A 26,004-nucleotide genomic window follows, 5' to 3' on the forward strand; every position below is an offset into this window, starting at 1 on the left:
TCCGCCCGGCGGATCGTCAACTGCCCAGCAGGGCTTCGCCGAGGGCGTCCAGGACGGCGTCCTCGGCGGGCAGCTGGGTGCGCAGGCTGAGGGTGTCGCGCAGGTGGCGCTCCAGCGGGTGGCGGCGGTCGAGGCCGGCGCTGCCGGTGAGGGTGAGCGCCTGCTGGACGGTGTCGGCGGCCGTGCGGGCCGCCAACAGCTGGACGGTGGGGGCCCGTTCGGCGGCGGCCGGGTCGGCGTCGGTGCGGGCGGCGAGGCCGTGCACGAGCTCCTCGGCGCCGGTGAGCCGGGCGTCGAGTTCGCCGACCGGGCGGCGGTGTGCGGCGGTGCCGCGCAGGCGGCCGGCGGACCAGTCGAGGGCGGCCCGGGCGGTGCCCAGCAGGACGGCGGTGAGGGCGAGTTGACGCCAGGCGGCGGTCAGCGGGTGGGCCGCCGCCACCGGGGTGCGGGACAGCAGGGCGGCGTCGGTGCCGACCCGGGCGCCGTCCAGCAGGACGTCGTGTCCGGCGGCGGCACGCAGGCCGAGCTGGTCCGCGGCGGGGTCGATCTCCAGCCCGACGCTGTCGGCGCGGACCAGGAACAGGCCGGTCCGGGGCAGCTGCTCCTCGGTACGGGCTTCGACGGCGAGCCAGGCGAGGGCCTCGGCGCCGGCACAGTGCGCGGCGCGGCCGGTGAGCTGCCAGGCGTCGCCGTGCCAGTGGGCGGTGACGGCGGGCGGCCGGCCGGTTCCGGCCCGCAGGGTGCCGACCAGTGCCGGGCCGCGGCGGGATTCGGTGAGCAGCCGCCGGTAGAGCGCGGCGGGCCAGGGCGCGGTGCGGGCCTGTTCGGCGTGGTGCAGCAGGGTGTGGGCGGTGAGCAGCGCGACGGAGGCGTCGCCGCGGCCGAGCCGGCTCAACACCCGGACGGTGTCGGCGAGTCCGGCGCCGGGCCCGCCGTAGCGCTGGCCGACCGTCAGGGTGAGCAGTCCGGCTTCGTGGACGGTTTCGACGCCCTGGTACGGGAAGGTGCCGTCGCGGTCGTGTTCGGCGGCGCGGGCGGCGAGCAGGTCGACCACCCGGGGCAGCCGGTCGAGGGCCCGGTCGAGCGCGGTGGCCGACTCGTGGGGGTCCCGCTCGACGACGGGTGCGGTGACGGCGGGGCTGTGCGCGGGGGTGCGGGGCATGGCGGCGTTCCTCCGGGCTGGCGTGGTCGGTCGGGCGGTCCTGGACTCCGGGGTGGGTCAGGACGCCGGACAGGTCGCGCCGGCGGTGCGCCGGAGGTCCACGTGCAGGCGGCGGGTGAGCAGCAGTGGCCGGGGCATCGCGCCTAGTCCTGCTGGAACATCTCCGCCGGAAGCGGCTTCAGGAGTTGGTAGAGGTCGTCCGAAATCGGTCGGTCCCAGGAGGCGATGGTGACCTGGACGTCGTCGCTGCGCCCGAACTGGGAGCAGTACAGGCGTCCTTCGCTGACCTTGACCTTCCGGACGATCAGCAGGTCGTCGCCGAGCATGACCGGGAAGTCCTCGGCGGAGACGAATTCCACCGGCTCGTCGTTCTCCAGGGCGGCGAGCAGCTGGCGGACCTCGAAGGGCACGCCGTCCTCGCTGTCGCGGGCGGGCGACCCCTGCGGGACGTTGCCGATCAGCATGGCCGGGCCGCGGCCGCCGAGCAGGTCGTAGCGCAGGAAAATGCCTTGGCAGGAGCCGTCCGGAGCGGCCATGATCATGGCCCCGAACAGGCCGGGCCAGTCGCCCGGATCCATGGCCAGGACGTCGAAGTCCGGGCCGGCGGGCTGTCCGGAGCGACGGCGGAGAAATGACATGGGCCCATCGTACGTGCCCGGTGGGCCGGGGCCGGTGAGTGGGTCCGCGATCAGGCCGGGATCTACGCTCAGGGACCAATGTTGACTCTGAGCAACCGTCCGGGCTACGTTCGGTTCAGCACGACGGCCGCTCCGGGCGAGATCCACAGGGTGCGGCTTGTCGCAGCGTGCCCTGCGCGCGTTCCCTCACTGCGCACACGGTCGTGTGAACTCAGGTTGTGTGAACTCACAAGCACCATTTGCTGATTCAATGGGACTTCGCCCTTGCGGGAGCCTGCGGACGCCGCGGCGGTCGTGAGCGGCGAACGGCCCTGTCGAAGCGGCACACAAAGCCATATGGAACACCGAGCCAGGTCCGCGGGGCCCTTCTGCCGTCGCGTTCGCGGACCTTGCCCGGATCACCGCCGCGTGGGGGCGTGCGGAATCCGGGTCTCGGCCTGTTCGGGGAGTAGCTCTTCCCGGTCGGGCCCGCTCCCGTCGCGACGGCAGCCGCGCTCTGTGCGGTCAAGGGTGGGAGGGCCCGTCATCGGCGCCGGTGACGGGCAGCACAAGCGGGCGCCGTGCCAGACCGCGTGGGGGCGGTCGGCACGGCGTCTGCCTGCTCTTACTCTCTGGCAGGCTTGTCGGACAGTCAACAAGTTTCGGCCCATCAGAACTCTTTTGTAACCTGGGAGTATGCCCGCTCGTCACCTTTGCGAGCGGTTTCGACGGGTGCGGATCAGGGCAGTCCGGGCGTACCGGTCACCTGCGAAACGACCGAAATCCGCCCGCGTCCGGCCGAATTCGACACCGGGGGCCGCATTCCCGCCGAGTTCGTCCCCGGGGCGCCGGTTTCAGGCCTCCGGCGGCCGGTTCGGGTCGAACTCGCCGTCCCGCGCGCCGAGCACGAAGGCCCGCCATTCGGCGGGGGTGAAGATCAGCGCCGGCCCGTCCGGCTCCGCGCCGTTGCGCATCGCGATGTATCCGTCGACGAAGGCGATCTGCACGCCGTTCGGGTCGTCGCCCGCGGACCGCCACTTGGCTCCGCTCACGTCCAGCTCGATCTTGCGCCGGTCCGCCGCCTGTGCCGCCATGGTGCTGCTCCCTCCGCTGCCCGTCATCCGCGTCAGCTGTGTCGTCCGTGTCGAGCATCTGTGTCGAGCGGCCAGCCTAGCCAGCGCGGGCGCCCGGCCTCGCGGACAGCGCCGAGTCTGCCCCGCGGGTGGTGGAGATGGTCCGATCCGGCCGTGTCCGGCCGACACCTGTGCTAAAGGCGGGCCGCCGAGGTCCGTTCGAGGTAGGGATGGGTGACGAGCAGTCAGCCACGCACCGGGGAGCAGCCGATGGACCAGCGGGACGGCAGCCGCGCCGACGTCATCCCGATCACCACCGCGCCGTCCGCCCCGCCGGTGGGCGCCGCCACCGGCACGCTGACCGCCCCGACGCCCACGGTGCCCCGGCCGGCGCGGCCCGCCGGGCACGGCCGGGTGGGGGTGGTGCTGGTCTCGCACAGCCACGAGGTGGCGGACGCGGTGCGGGCGCTGGCCCTGGCGGTGGCGGAGTCGGACGACCCGGCGCCGGTGGTGGCGACCGGCGGATCGATCGCGGACGGCCTGGGCACCAGCGCGGTGCTGGTGGCGACGGCGGCCCGCCGGGTCGACCAGGGCCACGGGGTGGTGGTGCTGTGCGACCTGGAGGGCGCGGTGGAGACGGTGCTGGCGCTGCTGACCGACGCCGACGAGCACGGCCTGCCGTTCCCGGTGCGGTTCGCGGACGCGCCGTTCGTGGAGGGCTCGGTGGCGGCGGTGGCGACCGCGACGGCCGGCGGCGACCTGGCGGCGGTGCTGGACGCGGCGGAGGAGACCGGGCGTCGGACGAAGCGCTGAGGGGCGCCTCCACCGGTCGTCGTGCGGGATGTGGCCGATGGGACGGTTTGGGTGCGACTGAGCGGGTTTTCGGCCCGGTGGGCGAGGGTGCGCCGCTAGAGTCGGGCGCATCGGCCCGGTGGGGGGATCCCCGGGCCCGGCGGAGGGGTGGTGTACGGCGATGCGAGTGGTGATCACCGGCGGGGCCGGGTTCATCGGGGCCAACCTGGCCCGGGAGTTGACGGCCCGTCCGGAGGTGTCGGAGGTCCGGGTGGTGGACGACCTGTCCACCGGCAGCAAGGCCAACCTGGCGGGTGTGGACGCCACGCTGTTCGAGGGCACGATCCTCGATCCGGCGCTGTTGGACACCGCGTTCGCCGGGGCGGACGCGGTGGTGCACCTGGCGGCGCTGCCCTCGGTGCCGCGCTCGGTGGCCGCGCCGCTGGCCAGCCACCACGCGAACGCCACCGGCACGCTGGAGGTGCTGGAGGCGGCCCGCCGGGCCGGCGGGCTGTACGTGGCGGCGGCGTCCTCGTCCTCGGTGTACGGCGCCAATCGCGAGCTGCCCAAGCGCGAGTCGATGCGCACCGCGCCGATGAGCCCGTACGCGGTCTCCAAGCTCGCCACCGAGGCGTACCTCGGGGCGTACCACCACTGCTACGGCCTGGGCGTGCTCCCGCTGCGGTTCTTCAACGTCTTCGGCCCGCTGCAGCCCGCCGGCCACGCGTACGCGGCCGTCGTCCCGGCGTTCCTGGAGGCGGCGCTGGCCGGCCGGCCGGTGACGGTGCACGGGGACGGGCTGCAGAGCCGCGACTTCACCTATGTCGGCACGGTCGCGCAGGTGCTCGCCGAGGCGGTGCTGCGCCGGGTGGTCAGCGCCGAGCCGGTGAACCTGGCGTTCGGCACCCGGACCACCCTGCTGGAGCTGATCTCCCTGCTGGGCGGGGCGCTGGGCGAGCTGGTCGCCGCCGAGCACGTCGACCCGCGGCCGGGGGACGTGCGCGACTCCCAGGCCGACAACTCCCGGCTGCGCGAGCTGTTTCCCGACGTCCGGCCGGTCCCGCTGCCGGAGGGCCTGCGGCGCACCGCGGCCTGGTTCCGGACGCTCTGAGGCGAACCGGGGTTCCGGGGCACGCCGTCGCGCGCCCCGGAAGCTCCGCTACGCGCCGGCCGGGGCGAAGTACGCGGTGCTGTTTCCGGCCAGCGCCAGTTCGATCCGTTCCTGTGCGGACGCGTCGAGTGCGGGCAGGGCATCCGGGCGGAACCAGGCGACTTCCAGCGACTCGTCGTCGTTCACGCAGGCCTCGCCGGCCAACGGGCGGCAGCGGAAGGTCAGTTCGAGGTACTGGCAGCGGTCCCCGTTGGGGTAGTCGACCACCGGTGAGACGGTGACCGAGATCAGCGCCTGCGGCTCCACCGTCACGCCGGTCTCCTCCAGGCACTCCCGCACCGCCGCGTCCGCGGGTTGCTCGCCCGGGTCGATGATGCCGCCGATCAGCGCCCAGGCCCCGTTGTCGGCCCGCCGCCCGAGCAGCACCTGCCCGTCCTCGTCGACCACGACCACTGTCACGGCGGACAGCCACAGCGCCCGCTGCCCCACGAGTTCGCGCAGCTCGGCCAGAAACACAGGAATTCCCATGGCTCCGAGCCTATGCCCTGCCCGCCGCGCGGCCGGTCAGGACATGGGGCGGGCCGGGCAGCCGACGACGGTGGTGCGCTCCGCGACGTCGCGGGTGACGACGGCGCCGGCGCCGACGAAGGCGGCGGGGCCGACGGTGCGGCCCTGGAGCACGACGGCGCCCGAGCCGACGGTGGCGTCGTCGTGCAGCAGCACGGCGCCGGAGACGTTCGCGCCGGGGTAGACGGTGACGCGGGCGCCGAAGCGGGTGTCGTGGCCGACGGTGGCGTTGTAGTGGACCTGGCTGTGCGGCCCGAGGGTGACGCTGCTGGAGACGTGCGCGCCGCCCATGACCAGGCAGCCGGCGGCCAGTTCGGTCTCCGGCGCGACGATCGCCCGCGGGTGCACCAGCGTGGCGGGCCGGCCGCCCGCCGCGTCCAGCAGCTCGGCCAGCCGGGCCCGTACCGCCGGGTCCGCGATGCCGACCAAGTACGGCGCACCGGAGGGGAGTTCACCGGGCTTGCGGACGGGGAGCCCGCGCACCCGCCGGCCCGCCAGCCGGTCGTCCAGGAATCCGGCGACCGGCACGCCCGCCGCGATCGCCACGTCCAGTGCTTCCCGGCCGACTCCGCCGGCTCCCGCGATCCACAGCATCCCGTCCCGCTCCCTCTCCCCGCCCTGACGCACCGTCGGTTCCGGACCCTACGGCAGACCGGGCGGCCGCGGGGTGAGCCGCGGCCGCCCGGCCGAAGGCTTGCCCGATCGAAGTCCTGCCGGGCCGAATCGTTTCGTCAGCGGGGCAACTCCTCCCGGGCCAGCCGGGGCGCGGCCGCCGTCGCCTGGCGCGGCAGCACGACCCGCGCAGCGGGCATCGCCGCGGGCGCCTCGGCGGGAACGGGGAAGCCGGGGTTGACGCCGCCGGCGGCCGTGATGCCGGTGGGGCGCAGCAGCATCCGGGCGGTGCCGAGGAGGATGCGCAGGTCGAGCAGCAGGGTGCGGTGCTCGATGTACCAGAGGTCGAGTTCGATGCGTTCGGGCCAACTGATGGAGTTGCGGCCGCGGATCTGCGCCCAGCCGGTGAGGCCGGGGCGCAGCGCGAGCCGGCCCCGCTGTCGGGGCGAGTAGTGGACGACCTGCTCGGGCAGGGTGGGGCGGGGGCCGATGACGGCCATGTCGCCGCGGGCGACGTTCCACAACTGCGGGAGTTCGTCGAGGCTGGTGCGGCGCAGCAGGGCGCCGAGGCGGGTGATCCGCGGGGCGTCGGGCTCGTCCTCGTGGCGTTTGTCGCGCATGGTGCGGAACTTGAGGATGCGGAACTCCTGGCCGTGGCGGCCGGAGCGGGTCTGCCGGAAGATCACCGGTCCGCCCATGGTGGCGCGGATCAGGAGGGCGATCACCAGGCCGAGCGGGACGGCGATGATCCCGGCCAGTGCGGCGACCGCGAGGTCCCCCCCTCGCTTCATTTCTCCCCCAACTGGGTTGGTGCGTGGTGGTGTGGTGGGCCCCGGTCGGGGCGGGTTGCGGGCACGCCGGGCTGCCGGCGCGCATGACGGTGGAGCCGCGGTGCCAGTGCTGTGGTGCGGCCGTGCCGGTGCTGTGGTGCGGCGGTGCCGGTGTGCTGGTGTGCTGCGGTGCGGGTGGCGCCGGTCAGTCGGTGGTCCAGGGCAGGCCGCGTCTGCGGGCGACGGCGGCGTAGGTCTCCAGGGAGATCCGGGCGACGGTGCGCTGGTCGAACTGTTCGAGGGCGCGGCGGCGGGCGGCCGTGCCCAGGCGGTTCCGCAGGGCCGGCTCGGTGAGGAGCCGGTCGAGTGCGCCGGTCAGGGCGGCGGCGTCGGCGGCGGGGGCGAGCAGCAGGTGCTGGTCGTGGGCGCCGATCTCGCGGCAGCCGCGGATGTCGCTGAGCACCATGGGCAGACCGCTGGCGGCGGCCTCCATGCCGGAGCGGGAGAAGCCTTCCCGGTAGGAGGGCAGGACAAAGACGTCGAGCGCGGCGTACACGGCGGGCATGTCGTCGCGGCTGCCGAGGAATTCGAGTCCGGCCTCGGCGGCGCGCAGCGCGTCGGGCTTGTCGGGGTCGTCCGGTCCGATCCACACGAAGCGGGCTTTGCCGGCCAGCGCCCGGGCGGCTTCGGCGTATTCGCGGATGCCCTTCTCCGCGACCCGCCGGCCGACCCCGCCGACCAGCAGTTCGTCGTCCCGGACGCCCAGTCGGTCGCGCACCGCGGTGCGCAGCGCGTCCCGGGCGGGGCCGGGGGCGGGGAAGCGGTCGAGGTCGACGCCGTTGCCGACGACCCGGGCGCGCCGGGCGGGGACGCCCCAGCGGGCGAGGGTGCGGTGGTCCTCGGCGTTCTGATACAGCTCGGCGTGCGAGAACCGGGCGGCGAACGCTTCGGCGCCGCGCACCAGCAGCCGCTTGGCGAGCGGGTCGTGGGCCTGCGCCCAGAGCCCGTGGCAGGTGTTGACGACGACCGGCACCCGGGCGAGCCGGCCGAGGACGCGGCCGAGGACGCCGGTCTTCGGGTTGTGGGTGTGCAGCACGTCGGGCCGGATCTCGCGCAGCACGGAGAGCAGTTCGCGGGCGGCGGCGAGGTCGGCGGCGGGCTGCCAGGCCCGGGTGAGCGAGGGCAGCGGCCGGTGGTGGACGCCGAGGTGCTCGATCCGCTGCCGGTAGGGGCCGGGGGCGCTGAGCCCGTACGTCGTCAGGCCGTGTTCGACGTCGACGGTCAGTTCGGTGGACAGCAGCAGGTGCAGCGACATGTCGACGGTGGTGAGGTGCGCGACCCGCAGCGGCCGCCCGTCCTCGCCGCGCAGCCGCAGCGGAAGCGAGGGCCGCTCAGGCACGGGCGCCCACCGCCTTCGCGGTGGCGACGATCCGGGCGTAGGCGCGTTCGGGGATCAGCCGGCCGTACAGCTTGGCGCGGAAGAAGTCGATCGGGTCGGTGCGGCGGACCGGCACCCGGTGCAGGCGGACCGGGTCGCCGCCGGGCAGGTTGCGGCCGACCCGGCCGGTGGCGCTGGTGCGGAACCGGGCGCGCAGCGCGGTCTCCATGTGCGGGACGGGCGTGCCCCAGGTGTAGGCGAAGTGGCGCGGGCGGGTGCCGAGGTGCTCCTCGACGTCGTCGCCGCAGGCGTCCAGTTCGGTGGTGGTGAGCAGCATGGGGCGGGCGTGGCTGCGGGTGTGGTTGGCGACGGTGCACAGGCCGGTCGCGGCCATCTCGCGCAGCTGCTCCCAGCTCAGCCCGGTGGCGGGGGCGCCTTTGGCGGTGGAGCCCTCCCAACGCATCGGGCCGCCGACCATGCCGCTTGCCAGGTAGACGGTGAACGGCAGGCCGCGTTCCCTGAGGATCGGCCAGGCGGTGTCGTAGGTGTCGGCGAAGCCGTCGTCGAAGGTGAGGACGGTGCTGGGGGTGCGCAGGCCGGCGTCGAGCCGGTCGGCGGCGGCGTCCAGGGAGACCACCCGGCCGGGCGGGAGCTCGGCGAGCAGGTCGGCCTGGGCGGTGAAGTCGGCGGTGGCGAGGTCGAGCTCGTCGGCGGTGCCGCCGCCGATCCGGTGGTAGATGAGGACGGTGGCGCCCTCGCCGGGTACCCGGCCGGCCGCGCGGGCCAGCTGCTGTTTGACCTTCGCCCTGATGCCTGCGGCGGCGACGGCGGTGCTCGCCATGACGTCCCCCTCGCGGTGCCCCCGCACCGGAAAATGCGGCCGCGGCGCCCCCGCGCCCGGCCCTGATGACTCCCCCGGCCCGCGGCCTGCGCGGGCGATGCGTTTCACAGTAGGGGGAAGTGTGCTTTCGCTGCCGGGGAAACGTGAAAGAAGTGCGCAGGTAGGCCGAAAATCAGTCGATCCGACCGGTGCTGTCCGTTTGCTGGACGTTTTCGGCCCGTCCGGCCGATTCGCACCCCTCCTGACACCGCAGCCCCTCCGGGAACCGCAGCCCCTCCTGAAGCCGCAGCCGCTCCCGGAACGGCAGCCGCTCCGTGCGGAGTCTCAGGATGCGGCGCCGCGGCCGGGGCGCAGCAGCGCCAGGCCGACCCGGGCGAGCAGCAGCACCCCGGTGGCCAGGCAGCCCGCCACCGCCATCACCCAGGCGGGGCCGTCGCTCTCCGGGACCAGCACCGCGACCAGGATGCCGAGCACCACGCAGCCCACGCCGACCAGGGACAGCAGCAACTGGTGGCGGCGCAGGGCGCAGCCGCCGAACACGGTGGACCAGCGCGTAGCGGCGCGGTCACTGGGGGTGTCTGCCATGCCCTCCACGGTAACCCGGCCCCCGAGGGCGGGCCACGGACCTTCGGCACTGGTCGGCGGCGCCGCGATGCGCTCCGACGTCGCCCGGGCCGCCACCCGAACCGTGCCCCGGCTGCCCTGCGGGCTGTCCGTCGCCGTGCTCCGGCCGACCTTCCCGACCGGTGTCCGGACCGTGCCTGATCACCGTTCGGACGATTCCGGACGGCCGTTCGGAGGTCCCCGCGAAATCTCGCCGTCCGCCGTACAACCATCCCGCCATGTCGATGGTCTCCACTACATTGAGCGATCCAGGAGCCGTCCGACGAGCGGGATTGGGAGTACCCGCCGCGGGCTAGATCACTCGGGAGCGGAGCCGCCGTTCCCGGGGTCGGAGGCCGGGCTCCGCCTGCCGACGGGACCGCCACGCCGCATGCCGGCGACCGAGGGGGGAACCGTGTCGTACGCCACCACCGCCGCCGCCGTCTGCGCCCCGCCCCAACCTGCCGCCGTGCCCGCCGCCGCGCCCGCCCGCGCGTCGGAACAGCCCCGGGACCGCAGCAGCTGGCTTCGGTTCAGCCCGGCCCAGCCGCTGTTCCGGGCCCGGGCCGCGCAGCGGCTGGCCGTGCTCGCCTATCACGGCATCACCGATCCACGCTCGTTCGGCGCCCAGCTCGACCGGCTCCGACGCCTGGCCACCCCGGTGTCGGTGCAGGACGTGGAGCGTTCCCTGGCCGAGGGCCGGCCGCTGCCGCCGCGCTCGGTCCTGGTGACCTTCGACGACCCGGACCGCACCGTGCTGCGGCACGCGCTGCCGGAGCTGGTGGCGCGCCGGATCCCGGCGGCCGCGTTCGTGATCGCCGAGGTGATCGGCACCGAGCAGCCGTTCTGGTGGCACGAGGCGGCGTTCCTCGCCCGGCACGGCGGCCGGGCCCGGCTGCTGCCCACCGGCGGCGACCCGGCGCGGGTGCTGGCACTGCTCAAGGCGCTGCCGGACCCGGACCGCCGCCGCAGCCTCGCCGAGCTGCGGGTCTCCGCGTCGCGTCGCCCGCCGGCCCAGGAGCAGCTGCGCCCGGAGGACCTGCGGGCGCTGCGCGAGGCCGACGTCACGGTGGGCAACCACACCCTGGGGCACCCGTCGCTCCGGCGCTGCGACGCGGCGACGGTGCAGGCCGAGATCGCGGGCGCGCACCTGGCGCTGACCCGCTGGCTCGGCGAGACCCCGTCGGCGTTCGCCTACCCGGACGGCGGGTTCGACGAGCGGGCCGACACGGTGCTGCGCCAGCTCGGCTACCGGCTGGGCTTCCTCTCCGACCACCGCCTGGGCCCCCGACTGCCCGCCCACCCGCTGCGGATCAGCCGCCTGCAGGTGGACTCCACCACCTCGACCCGGCGGTTCGACACCATCCTGTCGGGCCTGGAGCCGGCGGTTCAGCGCCTGCTCGGCGCCCAGGCGTAACGGTTCGCCGAGGCGTAACGATTCGCCGCGCTGTGACAGCCCGCCCGGCCGTCACGGTCGGCCGGTTCCTCCTCGCCGTGCGCATGCGGCCCGTGGGCGCTCGACGTGAACGGCGTCGCGGCCCGCGCCCGCGCTCGGCGTCCCGTCACGCGGCGGCGGTCGTCGTCCCGTCACGCGGCGGCGGTCGGCCGGATGTTCCGCATCCGGCCGACCGCGTAGACGCAGCCGGCCAGCGCGAGGTCGGACAGCAGCATGAAGCCGATCGAGTAGCTGCCCTTGGCGCTGTAGATGGCGCCCATGACCAGCGGCGGGACGAAGCCGCCGAGGCCGCCGATCGCGCCGACGATGCCGGTGACGGACCCGACCTGGGCGACCGGGGTGACCTGCGAGACCAGCGCGAACACCGAGCCGCTGGTGGTGCCGAGGCCCGCGGCCATCAGCAGGAAGGCGATCGTCCCGACCGGGTCGAGCGCGGGGTCGAAGGCCTGCACGACGGCGAAGAGCGCGGTCAGCGCGAGCGCCCAGCCGGTGACCACGGCCGGGTGGACGCGGTCCGACAGCCAGCCGCCGAACGGCCGGAACACCACGGTGACCAGCGCGAAGCCGGCCGCCTTGGTGCCCGCGTCGGTCGCCGACAGGTGGTACCAGGTCTTCAGGTACGTCGGCAGGTAGACGCCGAACGCGACGATGCCGCCGAAGCCGATCGCGTACAGCGCGGACAGCTCCCAGGTGACCCGCAGCCGCCCCGCCCGCCCCAGCCGGGTGGCCAGCGAGGCGGTGGGCACGGCCCGGTCCGGGCGGTCGCGCAGCAGCAGCGCCGCGAGCACGGTGTACCCGGCGAGCGCGCCGGCCATCACCAGGAACGGCAGGTCGTGACCGTGCTTCCACAGCCGCGGCGTGAAGTAGCCGGACAGCGCGACGCCGCCCATGCCCATCCCGAACACGCCGAGGCCCAGGCCCCGCTTGTGCGCCGGGAACCAGGAGTTCACCAGCGGCACCCCGATCGCGAACGTCGTGCCGCCCAGCCCGAGGAAGAACCCGACCGCCAGCAGCGCCCCGTACGACTCGCGGGCCGGGATGATCAGCAGCACCGGGACGATGGTCAGCGCCGAGATCAGCGGGAACATCAGCCGGGCCCCGTACCGGTCGGTCAGCGCGCCGACCGGGACCCGCCCCAGCGAACCGACGATCACCGGGACGGCGACCAGGAACGACTGCGCGAACGACGACATGTGCAGCGTCTTGTCGAACTCGCCCGCCAGCGGGGCGATCAGGTTCCACGCCCAGAACGTCAGCGCGAAGCCGAGCGTCGCGACCACCAGGTTGGTGTACGCCGCCCCCGACACCCGCCCGTCCGGCCCGTTCGACGTCGTCCGCTCTCCCATGGGGCCCAAGCGTGGGCACCTGCCGGACCCGCCGCACCCAACCCGGCCGCACCACCGCCGCACATCAGCCGGACGGAGCAGGCGGCCGGGGCGACGGCCGGGGGCCGGGGGCCGGGCCTCAGGACACGGCGGGCGCCGCGGCCCGGGTGGCGGGCACAGCAGTCGGGGCGGCGGTCGCGCGAATCTGGGCGGCGTGGCCGGGCAGTTCGGTGGCGGCCAGCCCGTCGAGCAGGTCGAGGATCGCCAGCGGGCCCTCGAACACCGGTCGGCCGTGCGAGAGCAGCAGGGTCGGCAGCGCGGTGTGCAGCTCCTCCGTCCCGAGCGACGCCGCGAGCGCGCACAGCGCCTCGGCCTGCGCGGCGATCCGGCGGCGCAGCTGCGGGCCGCCGCCGGTGCGGTCGATCACCCGCCCGATCGTCCAGCTGTCCTGGGAGATCCGGTTGTCGAAGGTGGCGGGCGAGCCGGCCGCGACGGCGGCCACCGCCGCCAGGGTGCCGGCCGTGACCGACCCGACATGGGCCAGCACCTGTTCGGCGTCCCACTCGCCGGGCGGGACGGCGGCCGGCTCGGCACCGGCCGCCTCCTCGGCGGCGGCGATCACGTCCTGGTACGCGCGGTGGAGTGCGGCGGTGTCGTACATCCGTGGTGCCCTTCTGCTGCGGCGGCGCGCTCGGGGGCGCCGCGTCGGGTGCATGGGGTGCTTCGACGTGCGTGGGGTGCGTGGGGTGTGTGGGGCCTGTGAGGTCCGTGGGGCCCGTGGGTGCGTCAGTCGGCGCGAGTCTCGGTGGGGGCCATCTCCCACGGGGCCTGCGGCAGGGTCTCCCCGGTCTCCAGCAGCGACTTCAGGTTGGCCAGGACGGCCGGCCAGCCGTGCGAGATCGCCTGCAGCGCGGTGCGGTCGCGGAGCTTCTCATGGGTGACGGTCAGCCGGACGATGTCCTCGTGCGGCTCGACCAGGAAGGTGACGGTGGCCGCCTCTTCGAGGCCGGACAGGTCCGGCCGGTCCTCGAAGGTGAGCACCAGGCGGGTCGGCGGCTCGGCCACCAGCACCCGGCCGGTGACGTCGACCTTGCCGGAGCCGTCGGTGCGACGGTGCTCCCAGGTGGATCCGGCCTGCCAGTCGGAGACGTTGGCGTGGCCCCAGTAGCGGGCCGTCAGCTCGGCGTCGGTGAGCGCCTTCCACACCTGTTCCGGGGTGGCCCGGATGTAGGTGGCGTACACGTAGGTCGGGACAGTACCGGTCTCGGATGCGCTGTTCATGGCGTTCTCCTGCTCTGCCTGTCGTTTGATCGCGCCGAGGACGGCCAGCCGGGGCCGGTCGAAGTCGGCGATCCACCGCTGCTCGATCTCGTGGATCGGCCCGGGGTTGAGGTAGTGGAGCCGCTCCCGCCCCCGGCGGACCACGGTGACCAGTCGCGCCGCGACCAACAGGTCCAGGTGCTGGGTCACCGACTGCCGGGCCATCGCCACCTCCTCGCACAGCTCCCGCAGCGTCTGCCCGTCCCGCACCCGCAGCCGGTCGAGCAACGCCCGCCGCGTCGGGTCGGCGAGGGCCTTGAACACCGCGTCCATCGGGGCGGTGGGGATCGGTTCTGGACTCACCCCTCCATCATGCAGGCATTTGCCTGCCTATCGCAACGCGAGCGGTGGGAGGCACCGGCGAACCCCGGCCGCACGCGTCGATCCGGTCGAACGCGGCCCGTCCGGGCGGCGTCCGGGCAGGGCGTTCGGGCAGGGCGTTCGGACCCGTTCGGCCAGGGCTGCGGTGCAGGTGGCCCCATCGGCCGGACAGGGGTGTGCGACGGCCAAGAGGTAGAGTCGTTGCTCGTGAAGATCGCCCTCGTGGACTCCGGAATCGGACTGCTCGCCGCCACCGCCGCGCTGCGCCGCCTGCGGCCGGACGCGGACCTGGTCATCTCCTGCGACCCCGACGGCATGCCGTGGGGACCGCGCACCCCCGAGGACATCACCGAGCACGCCCTCGCCTGCGCCCGGGCCGCGGCCGCGCTCGAACCCGATGCGCTGGTGGTCGCCTGCAACACCGCCTCCGTGCACGCGCTCGCCCGGCTCCGCGCCGAGTTCGAGCCCGACCTGCCGGTGATCGGCACCGTCCCCGCGATCAAGCCTGCCACCGCGGCGGGCGGCGTCGTCGCCATCTGGGCCACCCCCGCCACCACCGGCAGCGACTACCAGCGCGGCCTGATCGCCGAGTTCGGCGCCGGTGCCGCCGAGGTCCACGAGGTCGCCTGCCCCGGCCTGGCCGAAGCCGTCGAACACGCCGACGAGGACGCCGTCGCCGCCGCCATCGCCTACGCCGCGGCCCGCACCCCCGCCTCCACCACCGACGTCGTCCTCGGCTGCACCCACTACGAACTCGTCGACGACCGCATCGCCTCGGCGCTGTCCGTCCCCGCCCGCTTCCACGGCTCCGCCGACGCCGTCGCCGCCCAGGCCCTCCGCCGCATCACCTCCACCACCGCCGGCGCCGGCACCCTCACCGTCCTCCACTCCGGCCGCCCCGCCGCCCTCCAGACGGCGGCCCTCAACTACCCCCAGGGCGAGATCCTGATCGGCGCAAGGGTCTGACCGTCCGGCCGGCCCGAGCGGCCACCGGTGACGCCTCGGTGTCGTCGCAGCGCGAGTAGACCGAATCTGCCCCCCTGGCAGCCCGCACCACGCCTCGCCCCCGGACCCTTGCCCTCCCGCCCCAACGGGCGGCCGCCCGTCGTGCCCCGACGCCGGCGCCGCACCGGGCGGGGCTGCGGCCCACCCCTCCAACCCCCTCCCTGCCACACCCTCACACCCCCGACCCCTGCCCTCTCGCCCCAACCGATCGTGCCTCCGGGCGGCAGCCCGTCGCGCCTCGGCGTCCGCGCACTGTCCGTGGGGCAGACTGCCGGGGTGACCGTGCTGTGGTGGGTGTCGGTGGTGGCGCTGGCGGTGTGGGTGTGGCTGGCGGCGTGTCACGGCGGGTTCTGGCGGACCGATCAGCGGTTGCCGCGCGGAGGTGCGGAGCCGTCGCGGTGGCCGGACGTGGTGGCGGTGGTGCCGGCCCGTGACGAGGCCGGCGTACTGCCCCTCTCCCTCCCGTCCCTGCTCGCCCAGCAGTACCCGGGCCGGGCCAGGGTCGTCCTGGTGGACGATCACAGCACGGACGGGACCGCCGAGCTTGCGAGAGAACTCGCGGCCGCGTCCGATCTGGAGCTGGAGGTGACCACTCCCCCGCCTCTCCCCGAGGGCTGGACGGGCAAGTTGTGGGCACTGCGGCACGGCGTCGAACGCGCCGGCGACACCGAGTGGCTGCTGCTGACGGACGCGGACATCGCGCACCGGCCCGGTTCGCTGCGGGAGCTGGTCGTGGCGGGCGAGGCGCACGACCTGGACCTGGTCTCCCAGATGGCCCGTCTGCGGGTGGCGTCCGGCTGGGAGCGGCTGATCGTGCCGGCGTTCGTGTACTTCTTCGCCCAGCTCTACCCGTTCCGCCGCTCCAACCGTCCCTCCTCCCGGACGGCCGCCGCGGCCGGCGGCTGTTCGCTGGTCCGTCGTTGTGCGCTCGAACGGGCGGGCGGGGTGGCGGCGATCCGCGGCGCGGTGATCGACGACGTGTCACTCGCCCGCGCCGTCAAACGCACCGGCGGACGCACCTGGCTGGGCCTCGCCGACCGCGTCGACTCCGTCCGGCCCTATCCCGGCCTGGCACCGCTGTGGCGGATGGTCTCCCGCAGCGCCTACGCCCAACTCCGCTACTCCCCACTCCTGTTGCTCGGCACCGTTCTCGGTCTGACGCTCGTCTACCTGGCACCGCCGATCGCAGCCGTCACCGGCCTGCTGACGGGCGACCGGTGGACCGCCGGTGCCGGACTCGCCGCCTGGGTGCTGATGGCGGGCACCTTCGCGCCGATGCTGCGCTACTACAGCAGACCGGTGATCGAAGCCTCGCTCCTCCCCTTCACCGCGCTGCTGTACCTGCTGATGACGGTCGACTCCGCCGTCCGGCACTGGCGCGGCCGAGGCGCGTCCTGGAAGGGCCGCACCTATCCGACCCCGCAACGCATCGACGACCGAACGACCCACCGGGCATAGTCACATGATGGAACGCCAGACGATCGGACGAATCGCCCACCGCGACCACCCCGTGGCCGCCCCCCTGTCGGACGAGTCGGTGCGCCGCCTGCTGGAGCACCAGCTCCGTCGCCGCCCGAACGGACGCCTGCTCGACCTCGGCTGCGGCGAAGCCGCGTGGCTGGTAAGGGCGTTGAGCATGTACCCCGACCTGCACGCCATCGGCGTGGACGCCAACCCGGACGCCCTGGAGGACGGCCGCCGAACCGCCGAACGCGCGGGCGTGGCCCGCCGAATCGGCCTGCACCACACCGACGTACGGGACTTCAGGACGAACGAACCCTTCGACTCCGTCCTCTCGGTCGGCGCGACCTACGCTTTCGGCGGCCTGCTGCCGACCCTCGAAGCCGTCCGCCCACTCCTCGCCCCGGGCGGCACCCTGCTGCTCGGCGAGTCCTACTGGGACGGCCAACCACCCGACCACGCACGCGAGTTCTTCGGCGACGACCTCACCGACCTGGCCGGCGTCCTCACCACCCTCCGCACCGCCGACTGGTGGCCGATCGCCGGACATACCTCCACCCGCGAAGAACTCGACACCTACGAATGGTCCTGGACCGGAGCCCTCACCGACTGGGCCCTCGACCAACCTCCCGGCCCCGACCGCGACCAGGCCCTCGACGCCGCCACCCACCACCGCGACCAATGGCTCAACGAATACCGCGCCGGCTTCGGCTTCGTCACCCTCCTCCTCCGCCCCGGCGACTGACGGTTCGACGTTCCAGGAAGCCTGCAGTAGACGACTTCGGACGGGTCAGCACCCTCAAGCCCGGGCTGTCGCAGGCCGACGCCACAATGGTGGATATGAGCGACGCCTCCGACACTGCCACCCCGGAAACCGCAAAGGCCTGGGTCGAGTCCATGGGAGGCCCGCTCGTCGTCGTGCCCGTCTCGGCGTTGGCCCGGTGGGAAGGCTGCACTCCCGGGGGCGAGATCCTCGGCGCCACCGGCCGGCGGGACGACTACGACCGGGCCTGCGCGGTGACGGACTTCGCAGGGGTCGTCGACCTGCACGGAAGCGACTCCGTATCGGCCCTGGTACTGGGCGAGGAGCCCTCCGACACCTGCTACTTGCCCGAGCGGACGGCCTTCGTCCGGTGGCTCGCGGCAGACTCCGCCGCTGCACTGCTGGACGCTGCCCAGTCCGTGCTGGTCGATCCGGCCACCCCGTGGGAGGAGTGCGGCACCTGGATCACCGACGGCCCTGCGGTCCTCATGGACTCGGCCGTAGCCGGCCGGAATCTCGTAGAGCCCTCCCCGCACGGACAGGGCGAGCCTTCCGCGGCCCCCGTCCCCGTGCCACCGGGGTCCTGGAGGGTACGCGCGTTCCACACCCGGGCCGAGGAGTCCGTCTGGGTCGGTGTCGTCCAACTCCGGGCACAGGACGAATCCCCGTCAGCGAACTGAACTCCGAAACCGCTGCTCGACTCCTTGCCGCCGGGTGCTGAGCGGCGGCGTGCCGTCAGTGCCGCACGAATTTGGCGTACAGGTAGTCGCAGGCGTCTCCTTCGGAGTCGAAGCTCGCCTCGACCCAGTGCTCGCCGCGCTCCCACACGTCGATCGTCCATCGGCCGTCGCGCTGGTCGATGAGGACGGGGATGCTCTCCTGGATGTACTTGGAGCTGGGAAGGTCCCGCACCTGGAGCCCGTACCGGCGGTCGGGCACCCCGGCTTCCCGGAGGGCGGCTATGAGTTGATGGTGGTTCACGTGCGAGTTCCTCCGGTCTCGAATCCGGGCCGACCCCGAAGATGTGGTCCGTCAGCGCGTGAGCAGCCGTCGGGCCGTCGGCTTCACGTACTCGTAGCGGGTCATCTGTTCCAGGTCGCGGAGCCAGGCGGTGCGGCCGGGGGGTTGGCGGAGGAGTTCGCGGTAGATCTCTTCGAAGGCTGTGGAGACGTGGTCGAGCGAGAACCGGCCGACCACCCAGTCGCGGCCCCAGCTGCCGAGTTCGGCGCGGCGGGCGGGGTCGTCGGCGAGGGTGCGGATCTGGGCGGCGAGGGCCTTGGGGTCGGTGGGGCCGTCGCCGTGGCCGTACATGCAGCGGGAGGCGTGGGGTTCGACGAGGGGGCCGGGTTCGTGGATGGCGGTGTAGCCGTTCGCGCCGTGGACGATGACGGGTTTGGCGAAGGCGAGGCCGCGCAGGGCGGAGCCGCCCATGCCGAGGACGAGGTCGGCGGCTTCGTAGGCGGGGCGCGGGTCGGAGCGTTGGCCGGTGAGGACGATGGCCTCGCGGCCGAGTTCGGCGTTGAGTCGTGCGGCCTCGGCGCGCAGCGGTTCTTCGCTGGGGCCGCCGCCGACGACGGCGAGGACCAGCGAGGGGTCGTCGAGGAGGCGGACGGCGGCCATGGTGCGTCGGACGCCGGCGTCCTTCTCCAGGCCGGAGACCAGCCGGGTGACGATGCAGAGCAGCAACTGGGAAGGGGCGGCGCCGACTTCGGCGCGGAAGGCGGAGCCGGAGACCGAGCCGGGCGCGTCCAGTGCGGTGTTGACGGGGGGTTCGATCAGTCGCAGGTCGCGGTGGCCGAAGGCGCGTCCGTCGGGCATCAGCGCGCCGAGGCCGAGGACGAGGGGCTGGTGGCGGGGCATGCCGCGGAGCATGCGGATGCCGTAGAAGGTGGTGACGATCGGGAGGCGGCCCTGTCGGCCGGGGCCGAAGTACGCGTTGCGGGCGGCCCGGACCTCCCAGGCGTGGACGAGTTGGGAGCCGTGTTCGTCGGCGAGGCGCGCGAGGCGGGCGCGGATGACGGCGTGCGGGGTGTCGGGGTCGCCGGCCACGACGAGGTCGAGGTCGTGGGAGGCGGCGAGTTCGACGAGGGGGGCGGGGCCGTCGACCCCCTGGGCGAACAGGACGGGTTCGTGGCCGCGGTCGCGCAGGGTGCGGGCGATGTCGACGGCGTTGAGCTGGGCGCCGCCGAGGGCAAGGTTGTTGAGGTGGACCAGGACGCGGACCGAACGCACGCTCACTCCTCCCACTGGTGCGGTACGAAGACCGGCGCGGCGAGCACGACCGCGCGCGGCGGGGTGTCCAGCATCGGGCCGAACACGTCGAACTGGCCGGCGGAGTGCCAGCTCATCAGGGTGCCGCCGTCGGTCTTGCCGATGGAGTAGACGCCGGTCCACAGGGTGTAGCGGCCGCGCGGCAGCGGCAGCCGGGGGATGACGCAGGCGACGCGGTGGTCGCCGCCGGTCAGGCGGATCTCGTGGCTGATCTGGAAGATCGGGCTGGAGGTGCCTTCGCTGACGCCGAGGTGCAGGGTGGCGTCGCCGCGGTAGTCGCCGCCGAGGGTGAGTTCGACGGTGACGGGTTCGTCGGTGTGCAGGTTCTCCTCGCCGTCCTCGCCGCGCACTTCGTACTTCAGCAGCGCCAGCGGTTCGCCGACCCGGGCGGTGGCCTCGGACTGGGCCTCGATGGAGTCGCGGTAGCCGGCCAGGGCGTCCTTGATGCCGGCGTCGACCCGGACGGTGCCCTGTTCGAGCCAGACGCCGCGCCGGCAGATGGACTGGACGGCCGGGAGGTCGTGCGAGACGAAGACGATGGTGGTGCCCTGTTCGGCGACTTCGCGCATCCGGTCGAGGCAGCGCTGCTGGAAGACGGCGTCGCCGACGGCGAGCACCTCGTCGACCAGCAGGACGTGCGGCTCCAGGTAGGCGGCGACGGCGAAGCCGAGGCGCATCTGCATGCCGGAGGAGTAGAACTTGACCTGCCGGTCGATCGCGCCGCCGAGCCGGGCGAACTCGACGATGTCGTCGAAGCGTCCGGCGACCTCGCGGCGCTTGAGGCCGAGCAGCGCGCCGAACAGGTAGATGTTCTCCCGGCCGGTCAGGTCGGGGTGGATGCCGGCCCGGATCTCGATCAGCGCGCCGATCCGGCCGCGGACGTCGATGATGCCCGCGTACGGGTACATGACCCTGGTCAGCATCTTCAACAGGGTTGATTTTCCCGACCCGTTGGAGCCGATCAGGCCGACCGACTCGCCCGGTTCGATGTGCAGGTCGATGTCGCGCAGCGCCCAGCGCCAGTCCTCGCCGCGGTCGCCGCGCAGCCGGCGGGCGGCCTGTTCGACCCGGTCGCGCAGCAGCATCCGCTGCTGGTCGGCGCGGAACCGCTTCCAGACCTGCTGGGTGCGGATGGTGCCCAGCGGGTAGTCACGCGACATCGGCGATCCCCGTTTCCAGCTTCTTGAAGAACAGGTAGCCGCCGACCAGGAAGACCAGCGAACTGGCGGCCGCGATCAGCGTCATCCGCCCGTCGGGGGCCTCGCCGTACAGCAGCGCCTTCCGGTAGCCCTCGATGACCGCGCCGAGCGGGTTGACGCCGACGTAGATCTCCTGCAGCCGGTGCGGGATCTTGGCCAGCGGGTAGGCGACGGGGGTGGCGAACACTCCCATCTGGGTGATGATCGGCAGCAGGTGGCGGACGTCGCGCAGGTACACCACGGCCACCGACAGGATCAGCGCGATGCCGTAGGTGAAGGCGAACTGGATCACCAGCAGCGGCAGCGCCCACAGGAAGGTGGCGGCGGGGGCGGTCCAGAACACCAGGAACATCAGGCCGAGCACGCCGACGCCGATCGCCATGTCGACGGTGGCGACCAGCATGGTGGCCAGCGGGAACACCTCGCGCGGGCAGTACACCTTGTTCAGCAGGCTGAGGTTGTTGGCGAGGCTGAGCGCGCCCTGGTTCATCGTGTTGCTGAAGAACTGCCAGACGATCAGACCGACATAGGCGAACAGCGTGTACGGCACCGCGCCGGTCTCGATCTTCACGGCGCGGTGGAAGACCAGCGTGAAGATGGCGCACAGCGCGAGCGGCGTGAGCACCGCCCAGGCGAAGCCGAGCACCGCCTGCTTGTACCGGGCGCGCAGGTCGCGTTCGGCCAGGGCGCGCACCAACTCCCGTGCGGCCCAGAGCTCGTGGGCCACCTGGACGGGGCGCAGCCGGCGTTTGAAGACCAGTTCGGGCGGTGGCCCGGCCGGGATCGTGACGCCGCCGGGCGCCTGTTGGCCCTCGCGGTCGTCGATGACCTGTGCGCGCTGTCCCCCCACGGACTCCCGCCCTCTCCGGGCGCGGTGCGGCCGCGCCCGGTGTCTGTGTCGGCTGTGTCGGAGCCGGGCGGACGGTGCGGTCCGGTCGGGCCCGGCGACCACCATGACACAGAGTGTGGGGGCGGCGGGCGGGTTCCGTGAAGATTGCGCCAGCTCAACCCGCCTGTCGACGGTTTTGGGTCGAACCGGTCCGCGTGCCAAGGGAGTTCACGGATCAGCGGGCCCGGTTCGGGCTTCCCTCGGCGACCAGCCGGTCGAGCGCAGCGGGCATGTTCTCGACGCCGCCGGCCCGGGTGGGCGAGGTGCGGCCGCCGTGGTCCACGACCACCGTGGGCAGTTCGTTGACCTGGTAGTCGGCGAACAACCTTGGCGCCTGCTCCACGGCCCGGTCCACCTCCGCGGAGTGGTACGCGGCACGGAACTTGGCGGCGTCCAGGCCGTGCGCGGCGGCCCAGTCGGCGGCGCGCTGCTCGGTGGTCAGGTCGACGCCGTCGTCGCGGACGGCGCGGAACACGGCGGCCTGCTGCCGGTCCACCTCGCCGAGCCGGTCGAGGGTGTAGAACAGCCGTGCGTGGGCGCGCTGTTCGGCCTCGTCGGGGCTGCCGACCCAGATCGCCGGGATGCGGCGCAGCGTGACGTCCGTCTGGTGCTGGGCGGCCCAGCGGGTGAGCGGGGCTTCGAGCGCGGCGGAGTGCAGGCAGTTGTACCAGAAGAATTCGACGGCCTCGTGCGGGCGGGTGGCCTGCGGCCCGGCGGCCTGCGTGCCGGTGGGCGGGCTCTGCGGCGCCGCGGCCGGGGCCTGCGAGCCGGCGTCGACCGGCCGGGTGTCGGGGGCCGATCCGTGCTGCTTGGCGGGACCGGTCTGCTGCGCGCCGGCGAGGAACCGACCCGGCGTCAGCAGCTGCTTCCCGGCCAGGCCGTGCGACGCGCTCGGACGGGCGGAGACGGCGTTGGCGGCGGCGGCCGGGGCGGCGATCAGGCCTCCGGCGACGGCGATCAGGACTGTGGTTCTCAGCAGCGGCTTCACGAGGGCAGCGTGGCAGCCCGCCCCGGCGCGGGCCAGGCGATCCGGAGCCGGTCGGCGAAGTTCCCCGGAACGGAGCAGCATCGCTCGAACAGGCGTCTGGTGTCAGGACGTTCGCCCGGTCGGGCCGTGGAACACCGGCCGGGCATCGGGTCCCCGGCGGGCGGGCGGCGCCCCCGCACACTCGCCCGCCGGAACCCGGTCACGTCGTTCCTCGACTACTTGCCGAGGCCGCGCAGCTGGGCCTTGGCCTCGGCCTCGGAGGCCTGCGGGACGCCGATCTGGACCTGGGCGGAGCCCTCCTCCTTGATCGGGCAGTACCGGGCGTCCTTGACCTGCATGGGGAGGGAGAGGACGTCCTCGTTGCGGACCAGCACCAGCAGCGAGCCGGTGGTGCAGGAGGCGTTGGGCGCGACGGGCGGCGCGGAGAGCCAGGTGACGGCCTGGTAGACCGGCACGTTGGGGTGCAGCACGGTGCCGTGGGCCTTGTCGGTGGCGAAGGTGCCGGAGCCGAGGACGCCGCTGACGAGCTTCTGGAACTGCGCGGTGTGGTCGGTGCGCAGGTCGGGCTTGCCGTAGACGACGCACTCGGTGGACGTGGTGTTGGTGAGCTTGATGATGCCGGTGATCCGCGGGTCGGCGCTCCGGTCGAGGGTCAGCTCGGCCTTGACGTCGCTCTCCTTCTCGGAGTTGCCGCAGATCCGGACGTCGGCGGCGGGCTTGCCGCCGCCGGGGGCGGCGGACGAGGAGCCGCCGGACGCGCCGTCGGAGGCGGCCGGCGGGGCCGCCGGGGCGCTCGCGGCGGTGCTCTTCGCGGGCGCGGCGTTGGTGGAGCTGTCGGGGTCACAGGCCGTCAGGGCGAGGACGGAGCAGGCCAACAGGGCAAGGGCGGCGGGCTTGCGGAGGTTCATCGAAGGCTCCTGTGGGGGCGAGGCGTGCGGTCCGCCGAGCGGCGGGCATGCGTCACCACGCGTCCGGTTGTCGGACGGTTCCTCGGCTTTCCGTCCGGTACGCCGCTGTTACACGTCCGGGACGGACCGCGGGGCCGAACTCCGATCAGGGCCGGTTCGGTTCGGGTGCCGACGGCTCGGCGGCCGTGACACTCCGCACCTCGACCCGGTCCAGCCGCCCGCTCCAGCCGGCCGCGGCGGGCCGCCACCTCGCGCAGCAGCGCGCGCCTCAGTTCCTCGCGTGCGGTGGCCAGTTCCTCGAAGGTCCGCTGCTCGACCTCGGTGCGCAGCACTACCAGCGCGAGCCGGCAGATCGCCGTCCGGTGGTTCTGCACCGCGGTGGCCGCCACCACCGGATCCACCACCCGGAACGTCAGCACGGCCTCGACGCGCACCCGTCGGCCGTCCTTGGCGGGGCCGGTGAACGGCACCTCGACGACGGTCTCGGACACGTCGACGCGCTCCAGCCGATCGACGAACGGCACCAGCACGACCGTCCCGGGCCGCAGCACGCGTTCCCGCAGCCGGCCGGTGCGGAACACCAGTCCGCGCTCGTCCTCCCCCACCCGCTTCACGCTCGCCGCCGCCAGCAGCACCACGAGCCCCACCGCGACGAGCCACGCCGTGGCCGCCTCCCCCGCTCCCGACCTGCGCCCAGTATGGGCGGCGCATGGCCAACCAGCAGTGGCTGCGGGCGACTTGGCCCGGCGGCGGCGAGCACGGCCGACCGGACACAAGAACCGCGTTAGGAGAGGCTGCCCTTAGTAAGGTTAGGATCACCTTATGACATACCTGCAGCTGGCCGCGGAGGCGGCCGGATACACCACGCCTCCGACCTGGCGGGTCCTCACCAAGGCCGGCTACTTCCTCGGCCTGAGCGGCACCATCGGCACCACCGTCACGTACCTCACCTCCGTGCGCCCCGCCCTCAGGGCCGCGAGCACCACTCCCGAGGACGCCGCCGCACTGCGCCGACGGTCGGCCGGCTACCTGGCGTGGGCGGGCGTCGTCCTGCTGGTGACCGGGTACTTCCAGCTGGTGGCGCGCGTCGCCAGGGCCGGCAAGGGCATGCCGTTCGGCGACGCCATGGCCCCCGGCCGGATAGCGGACTTCCTCGACGCCCCGGCGGCCAAGGGCGCCTGGATCGCGCAGGGCACGCTCTACCAGCTGCAGAACGTCGTGCTCCTCGCCACCGCCGCCGCACTGATCGCGTTGTTCGCCCCGGCGGTGCGCCGCCACCTCGACCGCATCGTCCTCGCGGCGCTGCCGGCCTCCCTCGCGATCACCCTGATCGCCGGCACCCCGGCCACCGCGCCCGCCAACCTCGACCGGTGGCTCGACCCGGTGTTCGACCAGCTCCACATCGTCTCCGGCACCGTGTGGCTCGGCGGCCTGGCCCTGCTGGTCGCCCTCGCGGGCACCCGCGGCCGCCTCGGCGAGGGCGCCGGCCTGCTGTGGGCCGACATCTGGCGCCGCTTCAGCCTGGTCGCCATGGTGTGCGTCGGCGCGGTCACCGCCTCCGGCCTGTGGCTCACCTGGAAGCACGTCGGCGCCGTCTCCCAGCTGTGGACCACCGGCTACGGTATCGCCCTCCTGATCAAGATCGCGCTGGTCCTGGGCCTGGTCACGGCCGGCGCCTTCAACCAGTTCTGGCTGATGCCGAGGATCGCGCAGGCCCGCCGCGCCGACGACTCCGCCTCGCTGCTGCACCTCACCCTGCGGCACTTCCCGAAGGTGGTCTGGGGCGAGGTCGTCCTCGGCGTCGCCGTCCTGGTGGTCCTGCCCTTCATCACCGGCTCCGCCCGCACCGAGGCCGGCAGTGCGAAGGCCGTCTCCGACGGCAGCGTCTTCGCCGCCGGCGCCGCGCTGGTGGCCGCCCTCGCGGTCTCGCTGTACGCCACCGCGAAGGCATCCGACGCCCTGTCCCGCCGCCCCGCCCCCGGCGCCGCCGCACCCGCCACGGCCGGCTGAGGCTCGGCGGCCGCGTCACGCGACGGGCCGAGAGGTCCGGCTGGACGAAGGTCGCGGCCGCCGTCCGCCGGCAGGTCGACCGGGCGGTCAGTTCCTCCCGTCCACCCGCCGGCCGTCCCGGGCGACTTCGCGCAGCAGGTGCTGCCAGCGGGTGGCGACGGCGGCGAGGTCGAAGTGGGCGAGGGCGTGCTCGCGAGCGGCCTCGCCGTAGGGGGTGCGATCGGCGGCGAGGAGGGCGCGGAGGGCCTCGGCGATGGCGGACGGGTCGTCAGGGGGCGTGAGCAGTCCGGTCTCGCCGTGGCGGACGACGTCGGAGACCCAGCCGACCTCGGTGGCGACGACGGGCAGAGCGGCGAGGGCGGCTTCGATCAGGACGCCCGGGACGCCTTCGGAGTCGCTGGTGAGCAGCAGCAGGTCGGCGGCCCGGTAGAGAGGTGCGGGATCGGCGAGCGGGCCGAGCAGGTGAGTGCGCGGGCCGGCGTCGGCCGCGAGGCGCTCGCGCAGCGGGCCCTCGCCGGCGAGGGCAAGGTGGACGTCCTCGGGCAGGCGGGCGTGGGCGGCG

29 protein-coding genes are annotated in these 26,004 nt (G+C 73.9%); 8 read left to right on the forward strand and 21 right to left on the reverse strand.

The genetic code is table 11. The features are described from left to right. Positions 1-16: 16 nt before the first annotated feature. The 4 genes from IEZ12_RS27865 to IEZ12_RS27875 all read right to left on the reverse strand — a co-directional run bounded on the left by IEZ12_RS27865 (position 17) and on the right by IEZ12_RS27875 (position 2,873). Positions 17-1,162 (reverse strand): acyl-CoA dehydrogenase family protein, encoded by a 1,146-nt coding sequence (locus IEZ12_RS27865; protein WP_189275729.1) that lies wholly within the window; start codon positions 1,160-1,162, stop codon positions 17-19. A gap of 57 nt (positions 1,163-1,219) precedes the next feature. Further along, entirely contained in the window at positions 1,220-1,300 is an 81-nt protein-coding gene (locus IEZ12_RS40695) for a putative leader peptide (RefSeq protein WP_363478054.1), read from the reverse strand. Positions 1,301-1,305: 5 nt separating this feature from the next. Then, positions 1,306-1,800, reverse strand: a complete 495-nt coding sequence (locus IEZ12_RS27870; RefSeq protein ID WP_043908989.1) for a hypothetical protein — start codon at positions 1,798-1,800, stop codon at positions 1,306-1,308. Positions 1,801-2,633: 833 nt separating this feature from the next. Then, on the reverse strand, positions 2,634-2,873 hold the full coding sequence (locus IEZ12_RS27875; protein WP_189275730.1) for a DUF397 domain-containing protein: 240 nt from the start codon (positions 2,871-2,873) through the stop codon (positions 2,634-2,636). Between the two features lie 213 nt (positions 2,874-3,086). Here IEZ12_RS27875 and IEZ12_RS27880 point away from each other — a divergent pair, with 213 nt between their 5' ends. Further along, positions 3,087-3,665: a PTS-dependent dihydroxyacetone kinase phosphotransferase subunit DhaM gene (locus tag IEZ12_RS27880; RefSeq protein WP_308431089.1), complete on the forward strand. Its 579-nt coding sequence runs from the start codon at positions 3,087-3,089 to the stop codon at positions 3,663-3,665. Positions 3,666-3,825: 160 nt separating this feature from the next. Next, entirely contained in the window at positions 3,826-4,755 is a 930-nt protein-coding gene (locus IEZ12_RS27885) for an NAD-dependent epimerase/dehydratase family protein (RefSeq protein WP_189275731.1), read from the forward strand. A gap of 48 nt (positions 4,756-4,803) precedes the next feature. Here the strand turns inward: IEZ12_RS27885 and IEZ12_RS27890 are convergent, their stop codons facing one another. The 6 genes from IEZ12_RS27890 to IEZ12_RS27915 form a co-directional block, all read right to left on the reverse strand. Further along, complete coding sequence (locus IEZ12_RS27890) at positions 4,804-5,283, reverse strand: NUDIX hydrolase (RefSeq protein WP_189275732.1); 480 nt, start codon at positions 5,281-5,283, stop codon at positions 4,804-4,806. A gap of 36 nt (positions 5,284-5,319) precedes the next feature. After that, on the reverse strand, positions 5,320-5,916 hold the full coding sequence (locus tag IEZ12_RS27895; protein WP_189275733.1) for a NeuD/PglB/VioB family sugar acetyltransferase: 597 nt from the start codon (positions 5,914-5,916) through the stop codon (positions 5,320-5,322). 137 nt (positions 5,917-6,053) lie between these two features. After that, on the reverse strand, positions 6,054-6,725 hold the full coding sequence (locus IEZ12_RS27900; protein WP_189275734.1) for a sugar transferase: 672 nt from the start codon (positions 6,723-6,725) through the stop codon (positions 6,054-6,056). Positions 6,726-6,909: 184 nt separating this feature from the next. Beyond that, positions 6,910-8,103: a glycosyltransferase family 4 protein gene (locus tag IEZ12_RS27905; RefSeq protein WP_189275735.1), complete on the reverse strand. Its 1,194-nt coding sequence runs from the start codon at positions 8,101-8,103 to the stop codon at positions 6,910-6,912. Then, on the reverse strand, positions 8,096-8,923 hold the full coding sequence (locus tag IEZ12_RS27910; protein WP_189275736.1) for a polysaccharide deacetylase family protein: 828 nt from the start codon (positions 8,921-8,923) through the stop codon (positions 8,096-8,098). Before IEZ12_RS27910 ends, IEZ12_RS27905 begins: the two co-directional genes overlap by 8 nt. Positions 8,924-9,247: 324 nt before the next feature. Continuing rightward, positions 9,248-9,508: a hypothetical protein gene (locus IEZ12_RS27915; protein ID WP_189275737.1), complete on the reverse strand. Its 261-nt coding sequence runs from the start codon at positions 9,506-9,508 to the stop codon at positions 9,248-9,250. Between the two features lie 433 nt (positions 9,509-9,941). Here IEZ12_RS27915 and IEZ12_RS27920 point away from each other — a divergent pair, with 433 nt between their 5' ends. Continuing rightward, positions 9,942-10,943, forward strand: a complete 1,002-nt coding sequence (locus IEZ12_RS27920) for a polysaccharide deacetylase family protein (RefSeq protein WP_189275739.1) — start codon at positions 9,942-9,944, stop codon at positions 10,941-10,943. 170 nt (positions 10,944-11,113) lie between these two features. On the opposite strand, the gene IEZ12_RS27925 is transcribed toward IEZ12_RS27920, so the two are convergent. The 3 genes from IEZ12_RS27925 to IEZ12_RS27935 all read right to left on the reverse strand — a co-directional run bounded on the left by IEZ12_RS27925 (position 11,114) and on the right by IEZ12_RS27935 (position 13,900). Then, positions 11,114-12,328 (reverse strand): MFS transporter, encoded by a 1,215-nt coding sequence (locus IEZ12_RS27925; protein WP_189275741.1) that lies wholly within the window; start codon positions 12,326-12,328, stop codon positions 11,114-11,116. A gap of 118 nt (positions 12,329-12,446) precedes the next feature. Then, complete coding sequence (locus tag IEZ12_RS27930; protein ID WP_189275742.1) at positions 12,447-12,968, reverse strand: DinB family protein; 522 nt, start codon at positions 12,966-12,968, stop codon at positions 12,447-12,449. A gap of 125 nt (positions 12,969-13,093) precedes the next feature. Further along, positions 13,094-13,900: an ArsR/SmtB family transcription factor gene (locus IEZ12_RS27935; protein WP_189275822.1), complete on the reverse strand. Its 807-nt coding sequence runs from the start codon at positions 13,898-13,900 to the stop codon at positions 13,094-13,096. 255 nt (positions 13,901-14,155) lie between these two features. On the opposite strand from IEZ12_RS27935, the gene IEZ12_RS27940 reads away from it, so the two are divergent. The 4 genes from IEZ12_RS27940 (at position 14,156) to IEZ12_RS27955 (ending at position 17,857) form a co-directional block, all read left to right on the forward strand. After that, a complete protein-coding gene (locus IEZ12_RS27940) occupies positions 14,156-14,914 on the forward strand; it encodes a glutamate racemase (RefSeq protein WP_189275743.1) in 759 nt (252 codons plus the stop codon). 315 nt (positions 14,915-15,229) lie between these two features. After that, on the forward strand, positions 15,230-16,411 hold the full coding sequence (locus IEZ12_RS27945) for a glycosyltransferase (RefSeq protein WP_229848168.1): 1,182 nt from the start codon (positions 15,230-15,232) through the stop codon (positions 16,409-16,411). 7 nt (positions 16,412-16,418) lie between these two features. Then, the gene (locus IEZ12_RS27950) at positions 16,419-17,159 is read left to right on the forward strand and encodes an SAM-dependent methyltransferase (protein ID WP_189275745.1); all 741 of its coding nucleotides are present in this window, start codon (positions 16,419-16,421) and stop codon (positions 17,157-17,159) included. Positions 17,160-17,254: 95 nt separating this feature from the next. Continuing rightward, positions 17,255-17,857 (forward strand): Imm21 family immunity protein, encoded by a 603-nt coding sequence (locus tag IEZ12_RS27955; RefSeq protein ID WP_229848170.1) that lies wholly within the window; start codon positions 17,255-17,257, stop codon positions 17,855-17,857. A gap of 55 nt (positions 17,858-17,912) precedes the next feature. On the opposite strand, the gene IEZ12_RS27960 is transcribed toward IEZ12_RS27955, so the two are convergent. The 7 genes from IEZ12_RS27960 to IEZ12_RS27990 all read right to left on the reverse strand — a co-directional run bounded on the left by IEZ12_RS27960 (position 17,913) and on the right by IEZ12_RS27990 (position 24,079). Next, a complete protein-coding gene (locus IEZ12_RS27960; RefSeq protein WP_189275746.1) occupies positions 17,913-18,158 on the reverse strand; it encodes a hypothetical protein in 246 nt (81 codons plus the stop codon). A 51-nt stretch (positions 18,159-18,209) separates the two neighbouring features. Beyond that, positions 18,210-19,409 carry a glycosyltransferase family 4 protein gene (locus IEZ12_RS27965; RefSeq protein ID WP_189275747.1) on the reverse strand — a complete coding sequence of 400 codons (1,200 nt, stop codon included), beginning with the start codon at positions 19,407-19,409 and terminating at the stop codon, positions 18,210-18,212. A gap of 2 nt (positions 19,410-19,411) precedes the next feature. Beyond that, positions 19,412-20,608 carry an ABC transporter ATP-binding protein gene (locus tag IEZ12_RS27970; protein ID WP_189275749.1) on the reverse strand — a complete coding sequence of 399 codons (1,197 nt, stop codon included), beginning with the start codon at positions 20,606-20,608 and terminating at the stop codon, positions 19,412-19,414. After that, on the reverse strand, positions 20,598-21,497 hold the full coding sequence (locus IEZ12_RS27975; protein WP_100589301.1) for an ABC transporter permease: 900 nt from the start codon (positions 21,495-21,497) through the stop codon (positions 20,598-20,600). Before IEZ12_RS27975 ends, IEZ12_RS27970 begins: the two co-directional genes overlap by 11 nt. Positions 21,498-21,711: 214 nt before the next feature. Continuing rightward, positions 21,712-22,524 carry a thiol:disulfide interchange protein DsbA/DsbL gene (locus tag IEZ12_RS27980; protein WP_189275751.1) on the reverse strand — a complete coding sequence of 271 codons (813 nt, stop codon included), beginning with the start codon at positions 22,522-22,524 and terminating at the stop codon, positions 21,712-21,714. Between the two features lie 215 nt (positions 22,525-22,739). Beyond that, complete coding sequence (locus tag IEZ12_RS40175) at positions 22,740-23,432, reverse strand: hypothetical protein (RefSeq protein ID WP_189275753.1); 693 nt, start codon at positions 23,430-23,432, stop codon at positions 22,740-22,742. Next, positions 23,429-24,079 carry an SPFH domain-containing protein gene (locus IEZ12_RS27990; protein ID WP_189275754.1) on the reverse strand — a complete coding sequence of 217 codons (651 nt, stop codon included), beginning with the start codon at positions 24,077-24,079 and terminating at the stop codon, positions 23,429-23,431. The genes IEZ12_RS40175 and IEZ12_RS27990 overlap by 4 nt, the downstream gene beginning before the upstream one ends. Positions 24,080-24,254: 175 nt before the next feature. Here IEZ12_RS27990 and IEZ12_RS27995 point away from each other — a divergent pair, with 175 nt between their 5' ends. Next, positions 24,255-25,442, forward strand: a complete 1,188-nt coding sequence (locus IEZ12_RS27995) for a CopD family protein (protein WP_189275755.1) — start codon at positions 24,255-24,257, stop codon at positions 25,440-25,442. An 87-nt stretch (positions 25,443-25,529) separates the two neighbouring features. Here IEZ12_RS27995 and IEZ12_RS28000 read toward each other — a convergent pair. Further along, on the reverse strand, positions 25,530-26,004 hold a 475-nt coding region (locus IEZ12_RS28000), incomplete at its 5' end, for a glycosyltransferase (RefSeq protein WP_189275756.1).

It is taken from the genome of Kitasatospora griseola, assembly GCF_014648555.1.
Taxonomy (GTDB): domain Bacteria; phylum Actinomycetota; class Actinomycetes; order Streptomycetales; family Streptomycetaceae; genus Kitasatospora; species Kitasatospora griseola.